Genomic DNA, 21,943 nt, shown 5'->3' on the forward strand with positions numbered 1-21,943 from the left:
GTTATGCCGTACCCTTGAAACCGCTAACGAAATATCGACGCATCCCACGTAGCAGTGGGATGGTTGGGGTACCCAACCACGCTTTTCGACGAAAGAGGGTTGAACGTGACGGACGGCGCGATTACCGTAAACGGCATCAGCAAGGGCAAAGTGCTGCTGGTCGGCGAACCAATGTGCCTATTCACCGCCGAACAGGAAGGCCCGATGAGCGAGGTTCCCACGTGGGGGGCTTCGGTGGCCGGTGCCGAGCTGAACGTGGCAATCGGATTGCAGCGCCTCGGCCAGCATCCGGTATATATGACCAAGCTCGGCGACGATCCCATGGCCGAACGCATCCTTCAATTCATGCAGCGCAATGGGCTCGACACCTCGCTGGCAGCCACGGATCCCACGCATCTGACCGGTTTCATGCTCAAGTCCAAGGTCTCGCAGGGAGATCCGAAAACCGCATATTGGCGCAGGAACTCCGCCGCCTCCACCATCAGCAGCGACGATGTGCGCGCACTTGACTGGTCCGGCGTCAGCCTGATGCATTTAACCGGTATCCTGCCGCCGTTATCCACCTTGGAAGCCTCCTCCGTGCTGGTGGATGAGGCCCATGCCCATGGTGCTTACGTGAGCTTCGATCCCAATCTGCGTCCCGCACTTTGGCCAAGCGCCGACGTGATGCGCGACACCCTGCGTATGCTCGCCTCCAAATCCGACATGATTCTTCCCGGCATCGGCGAAGGCAAGGAACTGTTCGGCGTTGAAACCGTGGAAGACACAGCCAAGGCGTTCCTCGACAATGGCGCCAAGCTGGTGGTCGTCAAGGACGGTCCGCGCGGTGCCTATGCTTCCAACGGCGAGACGTCGGTGCGTGTGCCCGGCTTTGTGGTTGACCATGTGGTCGATACGGTTGGTGCCGGCGACGGTTTTGCGGCAGGTACGCTTTCCGCACTGCTGGAAGGCAAGGATCTGGCCACGGCAATGGAACGCGGATGCGCGCTCGGTGCCATCCAGACCCAGCATGTCTCCGACAACGAAGGCCTTCCCACTCCGAACGAACTGGTCGAGTTCATGGCCTCGCACAAGCGCGTCGAACTGTAAACAGCACAACCGTAAACAACGCAACTGCAAACAACGCTCTGACGCAATCGCAACAACAAGATTTCCAATAAACAGACAAGGACAACATCATGACTAAGCGCACGAATGAGGAAAACCTCGCATACTTCACCGAGCTGGGCATCGTCCCGCTGGTGACCCTGCATTCCGTGGAGGAAGCGATTCCTCTGGCCAAGGCGCTTGAAGCCGGCGGTGTGCCGGTCGCCGAAGTGACCTTCCGCTCCCCGTTTGCCATCGAAGGCATGAAGGCCATCCGCGACAACGTGCCCGGCGTGACCCTTGTGGCCGGCACCGTGCACAACGTCGAGCAGGCCGAAGCCGCCATCGAAGCCGGTTGCGAAGGCTTGGTGACCCCGAGTTTCGACGAGCCGGTCGTCAATTGGGCCATGGACAACAATGTGCTGATTCTGCCTGGCACCGCTGTGCCCTCCGACGTCGAGAAGGCCTATGATCTGGGTCTGCGTCACGTCAAGTTCTTCCCGGCCGAGGCCTACGGCGGCGTCAAAACCCTGAAGGCACTGAACGGCCCGTTTGCCGAAATGAAGTTCCTGCCCACCGGTGGCGTGAGCCTCAAGAACGCCCCTGAGTACCTGGCTTTGAAGAACGTGTTCGCCATCGGCGGCTCGTTCCCGGTGCCCTCCGCCGCTCAGAAGGCCGGCGATTGGGCCGCCATCGAGCAGGCATGCAAGGATGCCCGCGAACTGGTCAAGGCCGCTCGCTGAGTTGCTGAGCCAACGCGTGTAATTGCCGTATACGACTTACCTCTGACTCCTTTCCAATTGGAAAAGCCGCCCATCGCGTCATCGTCAGCGCGATGCGCGGCTTTTCGCTTCTAACCGCCACGTATGGCGTACACTGTCTGATATGGCGCAACAGCCGGCGACGCCGGCCGCAGCCGGGTCAATCGCAGGTGGTAGGTTCGGGGACGGGCCACGGCCCATGTGCGGACAAGGTGGTAGAAGGAGAGACAAGGCCGATGACGGACAATCAGCATGACGACGAAGGCAAGGTGACGATTCGCGATGTGGCGAAAGCCGCCGGCGTTTCCCCGTCCACTGTGTCAAGGGCGTTCGCGCGTCCCGACCGCGTGTCTGCGGCCACTGCCAAGCGTATTTTCTCCGTGGCCGACCAGCTCGGCTATCATTCCGACCCGGTGGAGACCATGCCCTCGCGAGGTCTCAAAGGCATGATCGCCATCATCGTGCCGGATATCGCCAACCAGTTCATGTCCGATATGATTCGTGCCGTGCAGCACGAGGCGGCTTCTCACGGCGTGGCCCTCGTCGTATCCGAATCACGTGAAAGCGCTTCGTGGGAGCGTACCTCCTTCGACCGTATCGTGCCGTACGTGGACGGCGTGATTCTCGCCTCCTCGCGCATGCCCGACGCAATGATTCGCAAATGCGCGCAAACACGCCCGGTGGTGGTGGCCAATCGTGAGGTGCGCGGCGTCGACAACGTCACCTGCGATTTGACCCAGGGTATTGCGCAACTGGTGGATCATATTGTCAAACAAGGCTATTCGCGTGTCACCTATCTTGACGGACCGGCCTCTTCCTGGTCCGCCGGCGTGCGGTGGAATGCCATGTCACGTGGACTGGCGTCCCGAGGCGTCACCGCCCGCCGCATCTGGCCGGGCTCACCCACCTTTGAAGGCGGCTTCGCCCAAGCGCAGAAATACCTCGAAGATCCCACCGGCATGGTGGTCACACACAATGATCTGATGGCATTGGGCTTTATTGCTGCCATGCGTCGGCTCGGCTACGATTGCCCCAAGGATTTCGGTGTCGCCGGATTCGATAATGACGCTGTTGGACAGATTTATTCGCCCACCTTGACCAGCGTGCGCATGTCGCCTGCGCTACTGGGGCAGCGCGCCGCACGACTGCTGCTGGCTAAGCTCCAGCATGTCACCAGCACCGAGAATCTGGCTCATGTGGCCACTTCGCTGGTGGTGCGCGAATCCAGCTGCCGTGTCGCCTCGATGGACTAGATTCACGCTCGATTGATTCCTTTCCCTCTCCATGCCATGAATAGGCGGGGGAGGGATTTTTGTTAGTTCAATTACGCATGGGTTTCCGTGGCAGTACCGATATGCGGGGTTGCATAGATTATTGCAAGGAATGTGTGCGGTTCAACACGGCATGATTATTTGTTAAGGTACTTGACCAGAGTTTGCATTAGACTGGATAAACCGGCCTGCAGTGCTGCGGCATACGCCCCGGTCAATGATGATCGGATGAGAAGAAACGAGGAGACGCATGCGCACGACAATCAATTTAAATGACGGATGGGCATTCACCGGACCGCAAGGAGACACAATAACCGTAAATGTGCCGCATACTTGGAACGCTGAGGACGGCCAGGATGGCGGCAATGACTATTGGCGAGGCACCTGCACCTACCAGCGCACCTTCGTCACCCCACACTTCGACGACGATCAGCGCGTATATCTGGAATTTCAAGGCGTCAACGCCACCGCCGACGTGGAAGTCAACGAGCAAACTGTCGCGCATCACGATGGTGGCTATTCCACCTTCCGCGTGGACGTGACCGATCAACTGGCCAAAGGCTCGGGGGAGACCAACACCCTGACGGTGCATGTCGACAATTCCGTCAACGACCATGTCTATCCGCAGAAAGCCGACTTCACGTTCTACGGTGGCATCTATCGGCCGGTCTCGCTGCTGATCGTCAACGCCAGTCACTTCGATCTCGATCATTTCGGATCTCCCGGTTTCAGCGTCACGACGGATGTCTCTGGCGAGAGCGCCGAAGTATCGGTGAGCTGTGGGGTCGACCACGTGTTCAAAGGCATCACAGTGAAGGCGGCGATTAACGCCGCAGACGGTGCACAGGTCGCACTGTTCGACTGCAAGATCTACAAGCTCGACGGCACACGTTCCGTCGTCACATTCTTTGGCCAGACTGTGCTTGACCACCCACATCTGTGGGATGGCGTAAATGATCCATACCTGTACACCGTCATCCTGCAGATTCAAACCGCCGACGGCACCGTGGTCGACGAGGTGAATGGACGATTCGGCGTGCGCAGCTTCTCCATTGACCCGGACAAGGGCTTCTTCCTGAACGGTCGACCCTATCCGTTGCGCGGCGTCTCACGCCATCAGGATCGCAAGGGCGTCGGCAACGCCCTCACCGATGATATGCACCGCGAGGATATGGCGATTATCCGAGAACTCGGCGCAAATACCATCCGCTTGGCGCACTATCAGCACAGCCAAACCTTCTATGATCTGTGCGACGAAGCCGGCATGGTGGTCTGGGCCGAAATCCCTTATATCTCCGAGCATATGCCGGCCGGCCGCGAGAACACCATCAGCCAGATGACGGAGCTGATCACGCAGAACATCAACCATCCCTCGATCTGCATGTGGGGTCTGTCCAACGAAATCACCATTTCCACCAAGAACAAGGCCGATATGTTGGACAACCACCGTGAGCTCAACGATCTGGTGCATAAACTGGATCCCAGCCGACCCACCACGCTGGCCTGCTATGCGATGTGCGGACCATTCAACAAGTCCGCGTTCGTTTCCGATGTGGTGGCGTGGAATCTGTATCTTGGCTGGTATGTGCCGGGCTTGTTCCTCAACAAACTGTGGTTCGGCTTCTGGCGGTTTGTACACCCGAAGCGCGCGATCGGCATGAGCGAATACGGGTGCGAAGCCATGCCCAACCTGCACAGTTCGCATCCCCGCCGTGAGGATCACAGCGAGGAATACCAGTGCATCTACCACGAATACATGCTGCGATTCTTTGCTGCGCGTCCGTATTTCTGGGCCACGCACGTGTGGAATATGTTCGATTTCGCCGCCGATGCGCGCGATCAGGGCGGCGAGCCCGGCATGAACCACAAGGGCCTGGTCACTTTCGACCGTAAGACGCGCAAGGACGCCTTCTACGCCTACAAGGCCTTCTGGAGCAAGGATCCGTTCGTGCATGTGTGCGGTTCGCGATACAACCAGCGCGCCGAGAAAATCACCTTGGTCAAGGTGTACTCCAACCAGCCCACGGTCGAACTGCTGGTGGACGGCAAACCCGTGGCCGCCAAGAAAGGAGACAAGGTGTTCAGCTTCTATGTGCCGCTCGGCGCTCCCGGCGAGACGACCGTGGTCGAAGCGCACTCCGGCGATTTGTCGGATCGCATCGCGATCACTCGCGTGGCCCGACCAAACCCGGCCTACAAGCTCGGCAAAAAGAAGCAGAAGAACAACTGGGCCTGAATCGGCCTGATTCTGGCCGGTTGCGCACCGCATCATTCGAATGAGGCGCGCAACCAGGCCGCACGTCAACGCGCAACGTTGCGCGCCAACGATTGTTACCGTCATGGTGACGGATGCCACGGCAATGAGGCCGGCATCCGCATAGGGAAAGGAGAAACACCATGAAATCCGCAGCATATAAAGCCCAGAAAAAGGCTTGGAACAAAGCCAGGCGCAAGGCGGTGCGACCGTTCAAGGGACTGCCGTTCCTCTTCGCGCCGCTGCTTGTCGTTGCGCTGATCGCGTTGTACGTCTTCAACTGGTTCCCGATGACCTTCGATCTGATCACCGGCTCGAAGCGATACACCATTAAAAACGGCGACGCCTCCGCGCAGTACTTCACCTCCGATTTCGCCTCCGACGAGGAACGTGTGGAATACGGCAAGAAACTCAGCCAAAGCGTTGAGGAAGAGGGTGCCACGCTGCTGCGCAACAACAATGATGCGCTGCCGCTTGCCAAGGGTGCCAACGTGACGTTGTTCTCGCAAGCATCAACCAACCTGGTCTATGGCGGCACCGGCTCGGCCGGGCTCGACACCTCCGAGGTCAAAACCCTCAAAACGGCCATGGAGGATGCCGGATTCAACGTCAACGACACGATGTGGAAGTTCTATGCCGAGGGTGAAGGCAGCAAGTACCAGCGCATCGCCGCCGGCATGATCGCCGACGAGAACTCCACCTATTCGGCCAACGAAGTGCCGATGAGCGCCTACAGTGATACAGAATGGAATTCCGTGGCCGACTACCGTGACGCGGCCATTATGGTTGTCTCCCGTGTGGGCGGCGAAGGTGCCGACCTGCCAAGCGACACCGACGACGCACAGTCCGCTGGCTATCTGGGATTGGATGATAACGAGCGCGCATTGCTCGACAAGCTCACCGAAATGAAGCAGAACGGTGAAATCGATAAGATCATTGTGCTGCTCAACTCCTCGAACGGCATCCAACTTGATTTCCTTGCTGGAGACGCGGTCGACTCCGTGCTGTGGATCGGCGGCGTGGGCGGCCAAGGCGTGCAGGCCGTGGCCGATATTATCGCCGGCGAAGTGAACCCCTCCGGTCGCTTGGCCGACACCTTCCTCAACGACAACACCTCATCGCCAGCCATGGTCAACTTCGGCTCCTGGCAGTACGGCAACTACGAGCAGGCCGGGCTGACCAAATACAACGGCAACTATGTGGTCTACCAAGAGGGTATCTATGTGGGCTACCGCTACTACGAAACCCGCTACGAGGATATGGTGACCGAATCAGGCAACTCGGGCGACTGGAACTACGCCGATGACGTGGCCTACCCGTTCGGATACGGCCTGAGCTACACCAACTTCGACTATTCGGATATGGCAACCGTCTATGACGAAGCCAACGATCAGTACAAAGTCAGCCTGACCGTGACCAACACCGGCGACGTGGCGGGCAAGCACACCGTGCAGGTGTATGCGCAAAGCCCATACACCGACTACGACCGTGAACACGGCGTGGAAAAACCCGCCGTTGGGCTTGTCGGCTTCGCCAAAACCGGCATCATCGATCCGGGCAAATCCGAGAAGGTGACGGTCACCGTTGACAAGCGTGATATCGCCTCCTACGACGCTGACGGTGCCGGCACCTACATCATGGACGCCGGCGACTACTACCTGACCGTCGGACGCAACGCGCACGACGCCGTGAACAACGTGTTGGCCGCCAAGAACCATACGCCGGCCAACACGGACGGACGCATGGACGCCGCAGGCGATACCACGCTGACCTACCAGTGGAACGAGGACAAACTCGACACCACCACCTATGCCAAGTCCTACGCCACCGGCGTCGCCATCGAAAACCAGTTCGATGACGCCGACCTCAACCGCGCCGATTTCGTCGGCGACCAGAAGATCGACTACCTCACCCGTTCCGACTGGCAAGGCAGCTTCCCCACGGAGCCGGTGAAGCTCGACGCCACCGACGACATGGTCAAGGAACTCGCCATCTCTCGGTATGCACAAGGCGACTACGACGGCGTGTTCGCCGGATCCGAAATGCCGACCACCGGCGCGAAGAACGGTCTGAAAGCCATGGATCTCAAGGGCGTGGACTTCGACGACCCGAAGTGGGATGATCTGCTCGACCAGCTGACGGCCAAGGATATGGCATATCTGCTGGGCTCCGCATTCCATTACACGCAGCCCATCGAATCCATCGACCTGCCCGGCACCCGCGATGAGAACGGCCCCACCGGCCTGACCACCACGCTGTTCGGTGCGAAAAGCGACGTCAAAACCATGGGCCTGCCCTCCGAGGACGTGATGGGCGCCACCTACAACACCGAACTCATGGAGGACGTCGGCCGCGTGATCGGCAACGACTGCATCGCCGCCCACGTGACATTCCTCTACGGTCCCGGCGCCAACATCCACCGCACCAGCTATTCGGGCCGCAACTTCGAATACTTCTCGGAAGACGGCTTCCTGTCCGGCAAGCTTTTGGCCCGTGAAGTCGCCGGCATCGAGTCCAAGGGCGCTCGCGTGATGGTCAAGCATTTCGCCCTAAACGACCAGGAACTGGATCGCTCGGGCATCTGCACCTGGTCCAACGAGCAGGCCATCCGCGAAGTCTATCTGCGCGCCTTCGAATACGCGTTCACCGAAGCCGGCGGCAACGGCGTCATGAGCTCGTACAGCCGTGTCGGCTGCCACTGGAACGGCGGTGACGAAGGCATGATCCAAGGCATCCTGCGCGATGAGTGGGGCGTCAAGGGCGCGATCATCACCGACAACTCGGCGATGGACAACCACTACATGGACGGTCCCGACGGCGTGCTGGCTGGTGCGGATCTGTTCGATTCGATGACCGAAATCGAATACGATCACCTGCTGCAGTACACCGACGACCCGGTGGTGGTCACCGCCATGCGCGACGCCTCGCACCGTGTGATCTACGCCATCGTCAACTCGCTTGGTGTCAACGGCATGACCGCCGAATCCACAGTCGACGCTCACGATCCGCCCTATCTGCTCGCCACCAAGATCGCAGTCGGCGTGCTTGCCGTCGCCTTCGTGGCTTGCACCGTACTGGGAATCGTCCGCAACGTGCGATTCCGCCGTGCCAACCCCAAGCCGCGCAAGGCCGACTTCATCGAATAGGAGACAGTTTCATGACCGTAACCACAGTCGGCGCAACAACTGCGCCGAAACCGAACTCCTCGCTGAACCAGGCCAAACTGTATCAGCTCATCCTCTTCCCCTTCAACAACGGTGCGACCAACGTCTACTTCGTGCTGTTGATGAACTACACCATGTACCACGCCAACGGTGTACTCGGCCTGGCCGTCGCGTTCGCCACGTCCATGGTCACCATCACCCGAGCCTTCGACGCATTCATCGACCCGGTGGTGGGCATGCTCATCGACCGCACATCGACGCGCTTCGGCAAATTCCGCCCTTTCATGGTGATCGGCAACCTGACGATGGTCGTCTCGGCGCTCATCATGTTCTTCGGAACCCGCGCCATTCCCGAATCCATGATGTGGGCCCGGTACCTCGCCTACACCGCGATCTATGTGCTGTTCATGGTCGGATACTCCATCCAGACCTCCTGCACGCGCTCCGGGCAGACCTGCCTGACCAACGATCCCAAGCAGCGCCCCACCTTCACGCTGGTCAACACCGTCGCCTCGCTAATCGGCATGGGCGTCACCCAAGTGGTGGCCATCGTGTTCGGCGGCATCTACGGATACGGCACCGAAGCATTCTTCAACGTGCTCATCCCGATGTGCATCATCCTGTCCGCGGCACTGACCGTACTCGCGGTAATCGGCATCGCCGGCAAGGACCGACCCGAGTTCTACGGCCTTGGCAACACCGAATCCGAAGGCAAGATGCGGCTGAGGGACTATCTGCCGATTCTGAGGGACAACAAGGAACTGCAGCGTCTGATCATCGCCGCCTCGGGCACCAAGTTCGCCTTCGCCGTGGCCACCAACACGGCCGTCGGCTGCCTGCTCTATGCCTCGATGATGGGCGACTACAGCCAGTTCTTCATGCCCATGTATGTGATGGGTTACGTCTTCTCCGCCCCGTTCTTCATCGGCGGACTGATGATGAGCCAGAAATACGGGCAGAAGAAAACCCTGGTGACCTTCACCTTGGTGGCACTGGTGTGCTACGTGGGCGTCACGGGTCTGCTGGCCCTATGGAACCCCGGCAACCCGGCCTTCGGACTGTCGCTGTTCAGCACCGAAGGCGGATTCCACCTGACGCTCAACGCCTACACCATCGCCTTCATCCTGCTATACGGCGTGGGCTACGGCGCCTACTATTCCACCGCCGACATGTCGATTCCGATGGTGGCCGACTGCTCCGACTACGAAACCTACCGCACCGGCAGCTACGTGCCCGGCGTTATCGGCACGCTGTTCTCCTTCGCCGACAAGCTGGTGTCGTCGCTGTCGACCACCGTGGTCGGTGCCGCCGTGGCAATCGTTGGGCTGAAAACCCTGCCCGACTCCTCAACCCCGTATATGGACGGCATGCAGGTGCTGACCATCATCCTGTTCTGCATCATCCCGATGCTCGCCTGGGTGGCCACACTCGCCGCCATGAAGGGCTACACCCTGACAGGGGATCGTATGAAGCAGATCCAAGCGGTGAACGCCTGTCGCAAGGATGCCATCGCCTCCGGCATGAGCGTGGACGATGCCATCGCCACCTACCACAGTGTCGACCAGGTGCCCGAATCCTACCTTGACAAGAGGTAGGGTATCGGCGCTGACCGTCTCCAACACCAGCCGCCCTTCCTGTGGTACCCCATAGGAAGGGCGGCTGTGCGTAGGGGAGAGGTTTGGGTGTGGAAGCGAATGTTGCGGCGAGTTTCATAGCATGTAACGAGTGGCAACAAACAGCTCGAACGAAGCGTCGCACCTTAGTCTTGAATCACCTATCAAGACGCATGAAGGAGTGCCCAGTGAATTTCCTTGATGATGATTTCCTGCTGACCACCGATCTGGCCCAGGAACTGTTCCATGGCCATGCCGAAGGCATGCCGGTGGTTGACTACCACTGCCACCTCTACCCGCAGGAGATCTGCGAGGATCCGAACTTCCCGGACATCGTCGCCGCATGGCTTACCGACGGCAACAACTACGGCGACCACTACAAGTGGCGTCTGGAGCGTGCCAACGGCGTGCCTGAGGAGCTCATCACCGGCAACGGCGATCCGTGGGATAAGTTCTACGCCTACGCCGAAACCATGGAGAAGGCCGTCGGCAGCCCTGTGCAGCTGTGGACCCATCTGGAGCTGCGCCGCTACTTCGGCATCACCGAAACTCTGACCCGCAAGAGCGCCAAGGCCATCTACGAGGAGTGCAACGAGAAGCTCAAGGGCCCCGAATACTCCCGTCGCGCCCTGCTGCGTCGCATGCGCGTGGATACCGTGTGCACCACCGACGATCCGGTGGACGATCTGCACTTCCACGAGCAGTTCGCCAAGGAAGGCGAGACCTTCAAGATGCTGCCGGCCATGCGCCCGGACAAGGCCTACAACATCAACCAGCCCTCCTTCGAACCGTGGGTTGAGAAGCTTGAAGAAGTCACCGGCAACAAGGTTACGTCCTTCGCCTCGCTGATGGATGGCATTGAAGAGCGCGTTGCCTACTTCCACGAGCGCGGCGGTCGCCTGGCCGATCAGGGTGCCGACCATCTGACCTATGTCGAGGCCACCGAAGCCGAGCTCAACGCCATTGTGGACAAGGCCCGTGCCGGCAAGGAACTGAGCACGCTGGAAGTCGCCCAGTATCAGACCGCCTTCATCTTGAACCTCATGCGCATCTATGCCGCCAAGGGCTGGACCATGCAGCTGCATATCAACTGCGTGCGCAACATCAACACCAAGCTGTTCACCTCCATCGGCGCCGACACGGGCGGTGACGCCATCGCTGATCATGCCGTGACCGAAGCGCTGATGAAGCTGCTCGATAAGGCCGCGCAGGGCGACAACATTCCCAAGCTGCTCGTGTACTCCCTGAACCCGAACGATTACATGGCCATCGCCACGGTGATGGGTGCCTTCCAGGGTGGTATTCGCCAGAAGCTCTCCCTGGGCAACGCTTGGTGGTTCAACGATACCCGCACCGGCATCCGCCGTCAGCTCGAAGTGCAGGCTGAGACCTCGCTGCTCGGCAACGCCGTGGGTATGACCACCGATTCCCGTTCGTTCCTGAGCTACACACGCCATGAGTTCTTCCGTCGCATTCTGTGCGAGCAGCTCGGCGAGTGGGCTTCCCGCGGTGAAATCCCGAACGACGTGGACTATCTGGCCCCGATTGTTGAGGATATCTCCTTCAACAACGCCAAGGCGCTGTTCGCCTGATTCAAGTCTTTGCCTCTCCTTTCCTTCCAATCCGTCAGTGGCCTGGCATGCTCCATATGCGAGCGTGCCAGGCCACTGGCGTTGTGTGGCAGTGCAACGGCGGCAGTGCAACAGAATATACAAATACTGGCAACACTGTGTTGCATCAGGTGTCGAAGCACGCTAAACTACTAGCAATACATCGTCTGGCAAGGTCTGAGCAACGATGCCCGAAAGCCCCAAGGAAGGTTACGATCATGCAACTTAATGCCACCTGGAAATGCGCACGCGCCGTCGTCGTCGAAGTGGCGGACGGCAACATCTATCACACTGACACGCCTTGGCGCATCATCATCAACGAACAGCCGTGGGGTGTTACCGACCTTGTCGAAACATATATCGACGGCCTGGAGCCCGACACCACCTATCGTGTGCGCTACGAGCGCGAAACCGATGATGGAATCACTGAATCCGCCAATGTCGTATTCGTCACTGAAACCGAAAGCTTCACCCTGAACGTGCGGGACTTCGGTGCGGCCGGCGACGGTGAGCGTGATGACACCATCAGCATCCAGGCGGCCATTATGAGCTGCCCGAAAGATGGGCGCGTGCTGATTCCCGCCGGCGACTATCGCATCAAGAACCTGTTCCTTACCAGCGATATGGCGTTGGAGCTGGCCGAGGGCGCAACTCTGCATGCTCGCCACGACCGCGACAATCTCGCCTATCTGCCGGGTAATATCGAAGGGCGCAGCGGTGCCGGATATGCAGGCACCGATCTGTTGCCGATGGGCCGCTGGGAAGGCGAGAGCATGCCGATGTTCTGCGGTGTGATCAGTGCCATGAACGTGCATGACGTCACCGTCTATGGTCGTGGCGTCATTGATGGCGGTGCCAACGCGGACGAGGACAATTGGTGGCATGAGCCGAAAACCATCCGCATCGCCTCGCGCCCGCGCATGATTTTCCTGTCCGACTGCGAGCGGATGGATTTCGCCGGCATCACCGTGCGCAACAGCCCCAGCTGGAATATTCACCCGGTGTTGAGCCGCGATCTGCGGTTCCTCAACCTCACCATCGAAAGCCCGAAGGTATCGCCCAACACCGATGGCTTGAACCCCGAGTCCTGCAACAATGTGCTGATCAAGGGCTGCCACTTCTCGGTGGGGGATGACTGCATCGCCGTCAAGTCCGGCAAAATCGACATGCCACGTGAGCTGCGCCCCGCCTGCCGCAACCTGGTGATCGAACAATGCCATATGCATGACGGGCACGGATCCATCGTGCTCGGTTCCGAGGCCGCCGGCGGCATCCAAGGGTTGATTGCCCGCAACTGCCTGTTCGAGCGCACCGACCGAGGCCTGAGGATCAAAACCCGTCGTGGTCGCGGCAAAGACAGCGTGTACGGAGCCATCCAATTCGACCACATCATCATGGACGACGTGCTCACCCCGTTCGTAGTCAACTCCTTCTACTTCTGTGACCCGGACGGCACCTCCGATTATGTGCAAAGCCGTGAGGCCAAGCCGGTGGACGATCGCACGCCCAACGTGGCCTCGCTGTCGTTCCGCAATATCGAAGCCAAGAACTGCCATGCCGCCGCCGCATACATCACCGGTCTACCGGAAAGCAAAGTGGGCCGTCTCGCCTTCCACAATGTGCACATCACCTTCCGGCCGGATGCCCGCCCGAGCGTGCCGGCCATGGCCTGTGGCGTGGAGGAGATGAGCCGTCGGGGCATCATCGCGCAACATGTGCACAAGCTGGTACTCGACAACGTAACCATCGAAGGCCAGGACGGCGACGAGCTCAATGCCATCGACATCGACATTATCGAACGCTGACCGGCGGATGCTGCCTGAATGCTGGCCGAACAGCACCAGTCGAATGGCACCGATTGGACAGGGGCGAAAGATTCGGGAGTAGCAACCGTATGATGGAGATGCGCGATGGGCCGCGTTGCGCTGAAGGAACGGCGCAACAGCCAGTCACATCGTGCGAACCATATTGAGACGGTTGCGAGGAGGTCGACGGGGTTGAAGAAAGTCACGATTCGAGACATCGCCAAAGCGGCGGGTGTGGCACCATCCACAGTGTCGCGCGCCTTCAACTCCACTGAGCGTTTGAGCTCAGACACCACACGACGCATCTACGAGATCGCCGAACGCATGGGTTACGTATTGCCCAACGCCGATGCCGATTCGGCTCAGGATCGTCCCGTCGCCAGCCTGCGCCGGCTGGTAGGCATTGTGGTAACCGACCTGACCGATCCCTACTGTGCGGCCGTGACACACGCCGTCGAACATGAATGCTTCGGCCACGGTTTCTCATTGGTTGTTTCAGAATCACGCGACTCGCTCGCCTGGGAGCGTATGGCGCTTGACACCCTGCTGCGCCAATGCGATGGCGTGATGATGCTTGCCCCACGCATGGGTGGCCCAGAACTGCGCGAAGCAGCCGGAGACCATCCGCTCGTATTGGCGAATCGCAACGTCAAGGGCGTATCCAATATCGTCGTGGATCTCTCCGGCGGAGTAGGGCAAGCGGTGAACCTGTTCGCTGTGCGCGGCTACGAGCGTATCACCTATCTGGCCGGTCCCAGCCAGCTGGGTGATGACGCCGCACGATGGCGGCAACTGGAATCCTCCTGTGAGGAGCAGGGGCTTGAACTGCGTCGTCTATGGCCCGGAGAGCCCACATTTGAGGGCGGACGGGACTACGTGGACAAATACCTAGAGGATCCCACCGGTGCGGTTATCGCCTACAACGATCAAATGGCATTGGGATTCATGGCCGCACTGCGAGAGCGGGGTTTTACGATCCCCGATGACTGTTCGGTGATCGGATTCAACGACGACCTGGCGGCGCGCACCAGCATGCCGCCACTGACCAGCGTGCGCATGTCCGCCGACGAACTGGGCGCTGGCCTGGCCAGGTTGCTGCTGCACCGGCTCGAACGGCCTCAAGAAAACGGTGAGGCGGCATCCTATGCCGCTGTGACTTCATCGCTGGTGCTGCGCGGCAGCGTGGGCAAGGCAACAAATGCAATCCGTGGAGCTGGCTCGTCAGCTGCGAACCAATCCTGAAGTTAAGGAGAGGCAATGAACCACATCCAACGACTGGCCGCAAACGGAGGCGATCCGCTCGCCGAAAGCGAAGGCGTCATTGAACTGGCCATGCCCAGCCTGTCACGCCCATACCGCGCCCAGCTCGCCTCCACCGTGATCGCCAAAGCGCGCCTGCACGGCTACCGCGTGGATGTAGTGAACTACGGCGAGGAGCTAGGGCTGACCCCCGAAGAATACATGGATACCCGCCACGGTGTGTGCGATGGTCTTCTGCTGTATCTAGTGGGGGAGGGAACGGTCAGCGAAGAGGCGCTCACCCAACCATTCCCCATCGTATGCATGGGGCCTCGCAGACAACTCAACTCCTGCGATCAGGTGCTTGCCGACAATGAATCCGACGCACGCAACGCCACCGAACTCTTAATCGGCAAGGGCTCAAGCCGCCTCGCCCTGCTCGGCGCGCAGGAAGCGTTCTCACCCGACAATCTTGATGCCGTGCGCGGCGAAACCCGTGGCTGGGAACGCGTCGGCGGTATGCTTGCGGCGCTCGCCGCCCATGACATGACCCTGAATGAACGCCTGATCGGTGTAACCGGCAACGAATGGACCATCGGCAACGGCAACCGTGTCATGACCCAGCTGATTGAAGGGGGAGCACCTTTTGATGGCGTGGTGGCCTTGAGCGACCAGTTGGCCATCGGTGCACTGTTCGCACTTGACAAAGCCGGTTTTGCTGTGCCCAAAGATGTGCAGGTCATCGGCTTCGACAACTTCTATGAATCCGCCTACACCCGTCCGCCGCTGACCACCGTGGATTCCAATCTCGATTGGATCGCAGCCTCCGCCGTGGATCTGCTAGCACGCCGCATGCACGAAACCGGCACACCGGCCCCTGCCATGCGCTTCCAACGCGAATCGCGCATCGTCCTGCGCGGCACCACACGCTAAGAATCATTGCGCCGATGGATCCGTCGGTGCAACAGTGATTGCTGTTGCGGTTGTTGCATGCGCAAGTGTGCAACAAAATGATTAAATAATGGCAACAAAACGGCGTGTCGTTGTTGCATGACTTCTATACTGATTCACATGTTGGCGCTGGGTTGCGCCACTTGCACAAGGAAGTCAAGGAGACAACCATGGAAGAAACGAAAGCCGCCGTGGCAACACCGCCCCAGCGCAAAGTCAAATTCATCACCCGCCTCGGCTACGGTTCCGGCAACCTTGTCGGATCCGGTGCCCTTGCCATTTCGGCCTCGTGGCTGACCATCTTTTACACCACCTACTGCGGCCTTTCCATGGCCCAAGCCACGTTCATCTACTCGTTCGCCCTGATTGCGGACGTGGCCATGAACCCGATCGCCGGCTTCATCTCCGACGCCTTCAACAACACCAAGCTCGGTCGCAAGTTCGGCCGCCGCCGCTTCTTCATCCTTATGGCGGTTCCGGTGCTCGGCATCTTGAACCCGCTGATGTGGATTGTGGTGCCCGGCGGCTTCTGGTACTACTTCGTGATCTACCTGGCGTACAACCTCGTCTACACCACGGTGATGATTCCTTACGATGCATTGCCCGCCGAAATGACCGGCAACTTCAAGGAACGCACCTACTTGTCGGGCCTGCGCTCCATCTTCGGCAAGGGTGCCAACTTCCTGACCGCCGCCCTGCCCGGCGTGTTCTTCGTGACCTTCGGCGAGAAGAACCCGATGGCCTTCTTCTACATGGGCCTCGCCTTCGGCGTCATCATGGCCGGTGCCATGCTGTTCGTCTACCTCACCACCTGGGAGCGCCCGGTCGACGCCAGCACCATGGAGAAAATCGAGAACCCCGTCGAAGGCCTGAAGAAGCTGTTCGTCGATATCTTCTCCACCCTGCGCATCCGCACCTTCCGCCACCTGCTGGGCATGTACCTCTTCGGCTTCGGCGCTGAATGGCTGTTCAACTCCACCTTTAGCTACTACGTGGTCTACGTACTGATGCTTCAGAAGTCCAATGCTTCCTGGTGGCAGTCGCTCAGCCCCATCCTGCAGGTCGTCTCCACCTTGGGTGTGATGTTCCTCATCGCCAAGATTGGCTTCCGCAAGCCCTACATGATCGCCGAATGCGTGATTATCACCTGCGCCGTCGCCTACGCCGCCTGCGGCTTCTTCCACCTCGACGCCGCTTCCGCCGCCGGCATGGTGGCCATCACCTCCATCGTGGTCGTGTTTGGTCTGGGCACCGGTGCTGTCTACTACATCCCGTGGCAGACCTACCTGTTCGTGGCCGACGCTGACGAAATCGTTACCGGCCGCCGCCGCGAGGGCACCTTCTCCGCTGCCATGCACCTGTGCGGCAAGCTGATGAACTCCGCCGTGGTCGCCATCCTCGGTACTGCTTTGGCCGCTGCCGGCTTCATCGAATCCACCGCCGATACTCAGGTCTCCGCCGCTGATCAGCCTGCTGCCGTGCGCACCACCATCCTGCTCGTGCTCATTGTCGGCGTGGGTGGCCTGTCCCTGCTTGGTATGCTCTCCGCCCACCTGATGAAGATGGACAAGAAGAACGACGAGATCGCCATCGCCGAATGCGAACGCATCAAGAACGGCGGCCGCATGGAAGACGTGGACCCTGAGGTCAAGAAGATCTGCGAGGAGCTCACCGGTGTGAAGTATGAAATCTGCTTCGGCCACAACACCATCGGCTACCACACTCCCGACGAGTTGGCCCGCATCAAGGCCGAAATGCCCGAACGCCTGAAGATGAACTTCGGCAAGTAACCGGCACTGTCAAGCACCATCATCCTGAGTGGAGATACTTCGCCTCCACTCAGGATGACTTGTATCATAATGTCCGATATTCAAACGCAAGGGAACATCATGGGAAGCTCGCGTATTCTTAACACCTACATCCAGCAGCTCATCGAAACCTCCACACCCGAAGCGCCCGCATGGAACATCGAAAAGATCCGTGCCGGCAAGCCGAATACGTGGAACTACATCGACGGCTGCATGATCAAAGCGTTGATCGAACTGAACGAAATCACCGGCAAAGACATTTACCTCGACTTCGCCGACCGCTTCATCGATTATTTCGTGGCCGACGACGGTTCGATTCGAAGCTATGATCCCGAGGAGTACAACCTCGACAACATCAACGCCGGCAAAACCCTATATGGCCTGTTCAATATCACCGGCAAGACCAAATACCGCAAAGCCATGGACGTAATCTACGGCCAGCTGGAACATCAGCCGCGCACCAAGGAAGGCAACTTCTGGCATAAGCTCATCTACCCGAATCAGGTGTGGCTTGATGGCCTGTACATGGCTCAGCCGTTCTATGTGCAATATGAACTGAGCTATCGCGACGGGCGTGCCTGCTCCGACTCCTTCCACCAATTCCAAGTGGTGCACGACCTGATGCGCAACGAGCGTAACGGACTGTACTATCACGCCTACGATTCGTCGCGCAAGGATTTTTGGTGCGATCCGGTGACGGGACTGTCATCCAACTTCTGGCTCAGGGCCGAAGGCTGGTTCGCTATGGCATTGATTGACACTTGGGAACTGCTGCCGGCCAATATGAGCGCGGAGAAAGACATCATGCGTCGCATGTTCAGCGAACTCATCGATGCGATGCTGCCGTATCAGGACGCAGAAACCGGCATGTGGCACCAGGTCATCAATTTGGGGCGCATTGCTCCGAACTATCTGGAAACATCTGGCTCGGCCATTTTCGCCAACGCGATTATGAAGGGTGCCCGTCTCGGCGTGCTCGACGAACGCTATTGGGACTACGGGTACAAGGCGTTCAAGGGCATCTGCGACACCTGCCTGAACGAGGAGGATGGCAAGCTCACTCTCGACAATATTTGTCTGGTAGCCGGGCTTGGCAACACCGAGCATCGCGAAGGCACCTTCGACTACTACATGCGTGAGCCCAAGGTGCGTAACGACGCCAAGGGCGTGGCCCCGCTGGTGCTTGCCTATATCGAAGTGCTGCGACGAGAGAAGGCCGAAGCGTAAGCAGTAATTGGACAATAAGTGCCGCGAGCAGCCCGTATCTGTGATGCTAGCGGCACTTATCGTGGGAGAATCCGCAATATGTGCCGTTGACGGATCGTTTTCCTGTGCTTCGTGGCACTTTTTGTGGGAAAGTATGCAAGAAGTGCCACGGAAGATGGGTTTACGCATCGTCAGCAAATCGAAGAAAGGGCTGTGATCATCCAACTGTCTGGATGGTCACAGCCCTTTCGTTATGGTAGCGGTTGCGCGCTCACGCGCATATGGTAAGGACGCACCTTACTTGGTATAGGTGAAGGAATCCCACACGCCGAGCAGGTACTGGATACCCAGGGCACGGTCGTAGAGGCCATAGCCGGGGCGCGGCTTGCCGGCCTCAGTGTTCTCGCTCCACAAATGACGGCCGTGATCGGGGCGGATGTAGCCTTCGTAGCCGGCTTCGGCGTAAGCCTTCATGATGCCGACGGTGTCCACATCGCCTTCGGAGGCGCGGTGGCCGACCTCGGAGAAAGAGCCGGCCTCGTCGAGGAACTTGATGTTGCGCACATGCGAGAAGTGAATGCGATCCATGAAGGTCTTGACGGCGTCGACCGGATCGTTGCCGCGGCGCGAGGAGAAGGAGCCCAGGCACAGGCACAGGCCGTTGTAGGGGCTCGGGTTCAGATCGAGCACGCGCTGGATGCCTTCCTTAGAGGAGACCACACGCGGCCAGCCGAACAGATCGAAGGCCGGGTCGTCGGGGTGCACGGCGAGCTTGACATCGTACTTCTCACAGGTGGGGATCACCGCATCGAGGAAGGTCTTGTAGTTCTCGTAGTACTTGTCGTGGTCGATGCCCTGATAGGCCTCGATGAACTCGGGCAAGTGGGCGAGCCGCTCCGGCTCCCAGCCCGGCATGGTCAAGTTGCCGGCACCGTTGAGGGTCTCATCGATCAGGGCCTGCGGGTCGGTGAGCTGGGCGACCTTGTGCGCATCATAGTACAGGGCGGTGGAGCCGTCCGGGCTCGGGTGGAACATGTCGGTGCGAAGCCAGTCGAACACAGGCATGAAGTTGTAGGTGACGACCTTCACGCCGGCCTTGCCCAGGTTCTCGATGGTCTTGCGGTAGTTGTCAAGGGCCTCGTCACGGCTCATACCCAGCATGGTCTTGCCGGTTTTGATGGACTCGTGCACGTTGACGGACTCAACCACGTCGGCGTTAAACGTCTTGGTGACGCCACGCTTGCGATCATCCTCGGACAAGCCGGTGATGAGCTTCATCTCGTGCTCGATCTCCTCCGGCTCCCACAGTTCGCCGGCCTGCTTGTGGTGCAGGGACCAGACGATGGTTTCGACGCCCGGAATCTGGCGGATATCGTCGAGGGAGATGGTGTCGTTGCCTTCGCCGTACCAGCGGAATGACATATGCATGGGTGTGTTTCCTTTCGTTGCTAACAGCTGGGGGAGTGGGTTACTTGAGAGCGTCTTTGAGGACTGCGTGGGCGGTGTTGGTGCTGTCGGCCAGGCGGGTCAGATAGTCGGCAATCTTGGTGGACAGCGGCGTGTTGGTCAGATCGTTGCCGAACAGCGTGGTATCGGACAGAATCGGTGCGATGGCGGCCTTCACTGCGGCATTCGAGCAGTGAGAGCCCACGGACAAACCCTTCAGGTGCTCCTGCATTTCGCTGATACGAGGATCGGGGCTCAGCGTCACTTCAGTGCCGTCGTCGCGCGTACCCTTGCAGTCAGTGCCGATAAGCAGGCGCAGCCAGCCGGCGATAACCAGCGGGATGGCGACCAGATCGTCGAGCGTCTGCTGGCCTTCAGGGCCGGCTACACCGGCGTCTCCAGCAGCGAAGTACTTGGACAGAGTCACGCCGTAACGCACCGGAATCTTCTGCGAAGTATCGGTGGAGATACGAGCCGGGGTATCCGGAATATTCGGGTTCGGCACACGCACCTCGATCACCTGGCGCAGGAACTCCTTCGGGGAGAAGATCTTCGGGTCGGTGACCACGGGCAGGCCTTCGACATAGCCGAGACGTTCGACCAGCTTGGTCAGGTCGGGGTCGGCGATGGTTTCGCTCATCGACAGGTAGCCGAGCAGCATGCCATAGGTGGCCAGTGCGGTGTGCAGCGGGTTCAGGCAGGTGGTGACCTTCATCTCGTCGGCATCATTGACGGTGTCGCGATCGGCCACATACACGCCGGCCTTCTCCAGTGCGGGGCGGCCGTTGGGGAACTTGTCCTCGATGACGAGATACCAGGTTTCCTCAGTGTTAGAGAACGGCGCGATATTCGTGCGCTTGGCGGTGTGAATAATCTGGTTGTCTTCGAAACCGGCCTCACCGAGCATATCGGCCACGGACTGGGCGGGGTTCGGGGTGATGCGGTCGATCATCGACAGCGGGAAGCTCACCTTGGTATCGTCGGCAAGATAGTCGAGGAAGTCTTGGCCCACAAAGCCCTTCGCGGCCCACAGGGCAGCGAACTCGCGGATGGCAGCACCGAAACGGTCGCCATTCTGGGAGAAGTTATCGGTGGAAACCATGGCGATCGGATAGGCGCCGGCCTTGAAACGCTCAAGTAGCAGGGCCGTGATGGCACCCATGGCGGATACCGCGGTATCCGGGCCGCCCTCGACCTCCGGGGCGATCCACGGCAGGGGAGCGCCGTCGCGGGTGACAGCGTAGCCCTTTTCGGTGATGGTCACGGTGACGAACTGCAGTTCAGGGTTGCGGAACACGGCGGCAAGACCGTCCCATTCGGCGTCATGCGCACGCACGCCGAAGGCTTCGGCAACGGAAGCTACCAGCGTATTCTCGATGGAACCGTCGGACTTCAGCACCACATTCAGCGACTTGTTGTCGTACGGCTTGTAGGCCTCGTCGATAATGTCGGCGTCGAAGGTCTCGGCCACGATCACACCGGAGGCCACTTCACCTTCATTCAGCAGTGTCTGGGCGATCGGTGCATGTACGGCGCGGAACAGGTTGCCAGCACCGAAATGCACCCAATAGGGGTGTTCGGCGGTGTGCGCGCGCATTGCAGTGACATCGAATGCGGGAAGGGCGGCGTCGAAGGACTTGAACGCCGTCAGATCATCGGTTAGATGAACCATAGCTTGCCATTCTCCTTTGAGCGGGCGGCGCGGCGGATGCCGTGCCAGATGTATTCA

The 21,943-nt window shown here is 59.5% G+C and carries 14 protein-coding genes; 12 read left to right on the forward strand and 2 right to left on the reverse strand.

Annotated features, from left to right (window positions below; translation table 11 throughout):
* Nucleotides 1-105 precede the first annotated feature (105 nt).
* The 12 genes from G1C95_RS01200 to G1C95_RS01255 all read left to right on the forward strand — a co-directional run bounded on the left by G1C95_RS01200 (nucleotide 106) and on the right by G1C95_RS01255 (nucleotide 18,789).
* Nucleotides 106-1,089 (forward strand): sugar kinase, encoded by a 984-nt coding sequence (locus G1C95_RS01200; protein WP_335341384.1) that lies wholly within the window; start codon nucleotides 106-108, stop codon nucleotides 1,087-1,089.
* 89 nt (nucleotides 1,090-1,178) lie between these two features.
* Nucleotides 1,179-1,829, forward strand: coding sequence for a bifunctional 4-hydroxy-2-oxoglutarate aldolase/2-dehydro-3-deoxy-phosphogluconate aldolase (gene eda, locus G1C95_RS01205; protein ID WP_169171112.1), 651 nt, complete (start codon nucleotides 1,179-1,181; stop codon nucleotides 1,827-1,829).
* Between the two features lie 254 nt (nucleotides 1,830-2,083).
* Nucleotides 2,084-3,100: a LacI family DNA-binding transcriptional regulator gene (locus tag G1C95_RS01210; protein WP_169171113.1), complete on the forward strand. Its 1,017-nt coding sequence runs from the start codon at nucleotides 2,084-2,086 to the stop codon at nucleotides 3,098-3,100.
* 268 nt (nucleotides 3,101-3,368) lie between these two features.
* Entirely contained in the window at nucleotides 3,369-5,354 is a 1,986-nt protein-coding gene (locus tag G1C95_RS01215; RefSeq protein ID WP_169171114.1) for a glycoside hydrolase family 2 protein, read from the forward strand.
* Between the two features lie 161 nt (nucleotides 5,355-5,515).
* The gene (locus tag G1C95_RS01220) at nucleotides 5,516-8,518 is read left to right on the forward strand and encodes a glycoside hydrolase family 3 C-terminal domain-containing protein (RefSeq protein ID WP_169171115.1); all 3,003 of its coding nucleotides are present in this window, start codon (nucleotides 5,516-5,518) and stop codon (nucleotides 8,516-8,518) included.
* A gap of 11 nt (nucleotides 8,519-8,529) precedes the next feature.
* Nucleotides 8,530-10,131, forward strand: a complete 1,602-nt coding sequence (locus G1C95_RS01225; RefSeq protein ID WP_169171116.1) for an MFS transporter — start codon at nucleotides 8,530-8,532, stop codon at nucleotides 10,129-10,131.
* A gap of 206 nt (nucleotides 10,132-10,337) precedes the next feature.
* Nucleotides 10,338-11,741 carry a glucuronate isomerase gene (gene uxaC, locus G1C95_RS01230; RefSeq protein WP_335341385.1) on the forward strand — a complete coding sequence of 468 codons (1,404 nt, stop codon included), beginning with the start codon at nucleotides 10,338-10,340 and terminating at the stop codon, nucleotides 11,739-11,741.
* 236 nt (nucleotides 11,742-11,977) lie between these two features.
* On the forward strand, nucleotides 11,978-13,564 hold the full coding sequence (locus G1C95_RS01235; RefSeq protein ID WP_169171118.1) for a glycoside hydrolase family 28 protein: 1,587 nt from the start codon (nucleotides 11,978-11,980) through the stop codon (nucleotides 13,562-13,564).
* A 105-nt stretch (nucleotides 13,565-13,669) separates the two neighbouring features.
* The gene (locus tag G1C95_RS01240) at nucleotides 13,670-14,806 is read left to right on the forward strand and encodes a LacI family DNA-binding transcriptional regulator (protein WP_169171119.1); all 1,137 of its coding nucleotides are present in this window, start codon (nucleotides 13,670-13,672) and stop codon (nucleotides 14,804-14,806) included.
* A 15-nt stretch (nucleotides 14,807-14,821) separates the two neighbouring features.
* Nucleotides 14,822-15,736, forward strand: a complete 915-nt coding sequence (locus G1C95_RS01245; RefSeq protein ID WP_169171120.1) for a substrate-binding domain-containing protein — start codon at nucleotides 14,822-14,824, stop codon at nucleotides 15,734-15,736.
* A 188-nt stretch (nucleotides 15,737-15,924) separates the two neighbouring features.
* The gene (locus G1C95_RS01250) at nucleotides 15,925-17,544 is read left to right on the forward strand and encodes an MFS transporter (RefSeq protein ID WP_169171121.1); all 1,620 of its coding nucleotides are present in this window, start codon (nucleotides 15,925-15,927) and stop codon (nucleotides 17,542-17,544) included.
* A 99-nt stretch (nucleotides 17,545-17,643) separates the two neighbouring features.
* The gene (locus G1C95_RS01255; protein WP_169171122.1) at nucleotides 17,644-18,789 is read left to right on the forward strand and encodes a glycoside hydrolase family 88/105 protein; all 1,146 of its coding nucleotides are present in this window, start codon (nucleotides 17,644-17,646) and stop codon (nucleotides 18,787-18,789) included.
* Between the two features lie 276 nt (nucleotides 18,790-19,065).
* Here the strand turns inward: G1C95_RS01255 and uxuA are convergent, their stop codons facing one another.
* Nucleotides 19,066-20,196 carry a mannonate dehydratase gene (gene uxuA, locus G1C95_RS01260; RefSeq protein ID WP_169171123.1) on the reverse strand — a complete coding sequence of 377 codons (1,131 nt, stop codon included), beginning with the start codon at nucleotides 20,194-20,196 and terminating at the stop codon, nucleotides 19,066-19,068.
* Between the two features lie 40 nt (nucleotides 20,197-20,236).
* Complete coding sequence (locus tag G1C95_RS01265; protein WP_169171124.1) at nucleotides 20,237-21,886, reverse strand: mannitol dehydrogenase family protein; 1,650 nt, start codon at nucleotides 21,884-21,886, stop codon at nucleotides 20,237-20,239.
* Nucleotides 21,887-21,943 lie beyond the last annotated feature (57 nt).

Source organism: Bifidobacterium oedipodis, assembly GCF_012932425.1.
In the GTDB taxonomy this organism is placed as follows: Bacteria; Actinomycetota; Actinomycetes; order Actinomycetales; family Bifidobacteriaceae; genus Bifidobacterium; species Bifidobacterium oedipodis.